The 2899-nt window shown below is 61.1% G+C and carries 3 protein-coding genes; all 3 read right to left on the minus strand.

What is annotated here, in order from left to right:
* Positions 1–221 precede the first annotated feature (221 nt).
* Positions 222–1346, minus strand: a complete 1125-nt coding sequence (locus AB9K34_RS09070) for a cytochrome P450 (protein WP_369835222.1) — start codon at positions 1344–1346, stop codon at positions 222–224.
* A 213-nt stretch (positions 1347–1559) separates the two neighbouring features.
* Positions 1560–1796, minus strand: a complete 237-nt coding sequence (locus AB9K34_RS09075) for a hypothetical protein (protein ID WP_369835223.1) — start codon at positions 1794–1796, stop codon at positions 1560–1562.
* A 35-nt stretch (positions 1797–1831) separates the two neighbouring features.
* Positions 1832–2899, minus strand: a 1068-nt coding sequence (locus AB9K34_RS09080) for a MobA/MobL family protein (protein WP_369954109.1), incomplete at its 5' end; no start/stop codon positions are given.

Here is a 2899-nt window from a genome sequence, read left to right on the forward strand (position 1 = left end):
CGACCGTTTTTTGCCCATGGATTCTGGCAGGGGATTTCTGTCCAGTGAGCGGACAAAACGAAACTTCGGCACATTCGACTTACGTCTCGCCTCAGCTCATGCCTGTTCTGCGCCCTACCGCTCCGGTCGCAGCGGTAGGACACTTTCGAAGCCAGTCGAAAAGACGATCAGGCTCCTCTGGATGAGACAGCCGCTTTAGCGCCGTTTCCTCGAAGCGTTTTCTATATCACTGCAACCCGTAGTGGAAACAACCAGTCGCCTGCGAGAGGGCGCCAGCGCTCCGGTAACGGTGCCTTCTCCGGCTGAAGGCGCTCTATCTCCATCAGTAGACGTACCAAGAGCGACCGGGAAAGGGCATGGCCGAGACAAGCATGGTTTCCCATACCGAAGGTTAGCGGGCGGGAGGATCGCTCGGAGTTGAATTGCTCTGGGTCGGGAAACGCATCCGGGTCATGGTTCCCGGCTGCCCAGACCATAGCAAGAGGTGTCCCCGGCTCGATGACGATGTCACAAACCTCTATGACATCGGTAGTGTACCTCATCGTCAACGGCGTCGGACTTGCCAAGCGCAGGCACTCGTCCGCACAGCGTGAGGTCGGACGAACGGCTTTGCTGTTGGCAAATGCTACACGCATCGCGGCGTCAATTCCAACGGCGATTGTCTCGATCCCGTCGAAGGCGATTCCGGCAAGTAGCTCGACCGTTCTGTCAGCGCCCAGGCTCGATTGAAGGGACGCGACAAATGGAGACGGACCACGCAAGGCGATCTTGCAGAGTTCATTGAGATCTATTGCGCCCACTTCTGCCAAATCGGCCTTGTCTGAACGCGGGTTGGGAGACAGCAGGTAAGCCATTTTCTTGACCGCAGCCTCGCACCGTTGGGCATCCTCCGGAGAAAGCCCGAGAAGGGCTGCCCAGCTAGCGCGGACAATGCGCTCGACCAAGTCGACCCGCAGATCGGCTCTTCCAGGCGCAGCTTGCACAACGCCGCGCACAGCTTCGTCAGTTAATGCCTGAAGTGGAAGCGAAGCGAAGGCAGCGATCATCGCGCCACGCTCCAACCGATGCACCGGGCCCGATTGCGTGAACAGCGCACGGTCCAAAATGCGCCCGAGGACAGGCGCGGCCGACATCGCGTTGGTATCGGTCGCCATTCCGTCAGCAGCAGGGTTGCGGGATAGGGATAGAAGCTCCGCGTGACCGAGTATCGCGTAGCCACCCCAAGGAGCGGTCTGAATGCGATCTCCTGTTCGAAAGTCGCCCGCGAATGCAGCAGCAGCAGATGGCCATCCGTCGAGGCTAGAGAAAGTGTCCAAGGTTTTCATCACTTTGATCCTTAAAAGCATGCCGAAGACCTCGCTATCAGCGAGGTTGCTCAGTGAGTCACTGAGGTTCAGCGCTTAAGGATCGATTGATGCATCAGACCACCTTTCGACAGGTTCGATAGAGGTTACCACCGATGATGTCAACAGGGTGAGGGCTGCGCTTCCGGTCGGGGGTATCAGTGGCCCCCGATCACAGAGTCAGAGGCTACGCGTCCGGCTTCTGATCGAACAGGATCACCCGCCCGTCGCCGCTGCTAGGGCTGTTGACCAGCACGAACGGCACATCAGCCCCATCTTTCTCGTAGATGCAGCGATATTCATCTGGCCGTCGAGTGGATCGCACACCTGATCGTAGCGGTAGCTATAGCCGATGCCTTGATCGATCCAGGCCTCGACACCTGCGGGCGTCACCAAGGACATGGGCTGCCCATCCAGCAACAACGTTTTACCCACGTTGAACACTTCATACATCTTTCGGTCTCCTTTATTTGCTCTGTCAGATCACGTCATAGGCTGTGGCCGTCGCCACGATCCCTGTCCCGCGTGTTTTCATTCTCGTTGTCATCGCGCTCCTGCGCGCGGTCGTTATCCGGTTCCAGCCGCTCACGCGGCTTGTTCAAAACGTCCTTCAGGCGGTCGTTGACAGACGGCTTGCGATCCTCGCGACCGATGTCCTCGGAACGGTCCTGCCTTTGACGCTGGGCCGGGGTCCGCGAGGGTCTTACAGCCTCCTCCCCGAGGTCATTTTCGCTGTACCCGTCCAGCTTGTGAACGGCTGCCTGGCCGTCACGCCCCGCGTCCTTTTCCATAATCTCTTTCAGCCGCTCTCGCGCATAATTGCGGCCTTCCGGCTTCGGCGTGTCGTCCTGGTCCCGTGACCGGTCCACGACGCGCGCCAGACGCTCCCGGAAATCCTCCGGGTTGCGTTCGCCGCGTTCTTTCGAAGTCGCAGCCCTGAGTGCGGCCAGACCGGCAGAGACTCGCCCCTGCCCCGCCTCGCGCTCGATGCCATAGGTCTCCCGCGCGATGTCCAGGCGTTCGCGCATTTCGCGGAAGGCGGCGCGCGCCTGGCGGGCGGCATGGACCACGGCCCCGCGCTCGGTGACAGGGATGTATTCCCGGCCCTGACGCTCGGCCATGGCCTTCGCCCGCCGCTCCATGGAATTGGCCGCTGGCCCCAGCTTCAGCTCGGGGTCGCGGTCCAGCTCCTCGGCGGACAGCTTGTCGCCACGATCCAGCGCCGTCTCGCGCTGCTTCTCAAGCGACCGGTGATCGACACGCTCGACCTCTCCGACACGCTCCAGCGCGCGGTTCTGCAATTCGGCCCATAGACCACGCATCTGCTCGATCTCGACGCCGCCAGTCTTGGCGGAGTCGAGCACGCGGGTTTTGGTGGTGAAGCCCCCGGCTTCCAGCTTACGAGTGGAGGTCAAAACATGAGCGTGGTGGTTGCGCTGATCGCCTTCCCGGTGCGGCGCATGGATCGCAACATCGACGGCCACGCCATAGCGGCTGACCAGCTCCTGGGCGAAGTCGCGGGTGATCTGCGACCGAGCCTCGGCGCTGATCTCGGA

Source organism: Sedimentitalea sp. XS_ASV28 (assembly GCF_041224545.1).
Taxonomy (GTDB): domain Bacteria; phylum Pseudomonadota; class Alphaproteobacteria; order Rhodobacterales; family Rhodobacteraceae; genus Sedimentitalea.

What these genes read in the sequence shown, in the direction of transcription:
- AB9K34_RS09070 (WP_369835222.1), bottom strand. Translation starts at nt 1,346, where the DNA reads ATGCTTTTAAGGATCAAAGTGATGAAAACCTTGGACACTTTCTCTAGC.
- AB9K34_RS09075 (WP_369835223.1), bottom strand. Translation starts at nt 1,796, where the DNA reads ATGTATGAAGTGTTCAACGTGGGTAAAACGTTGTTGCTGGATGGGCAG.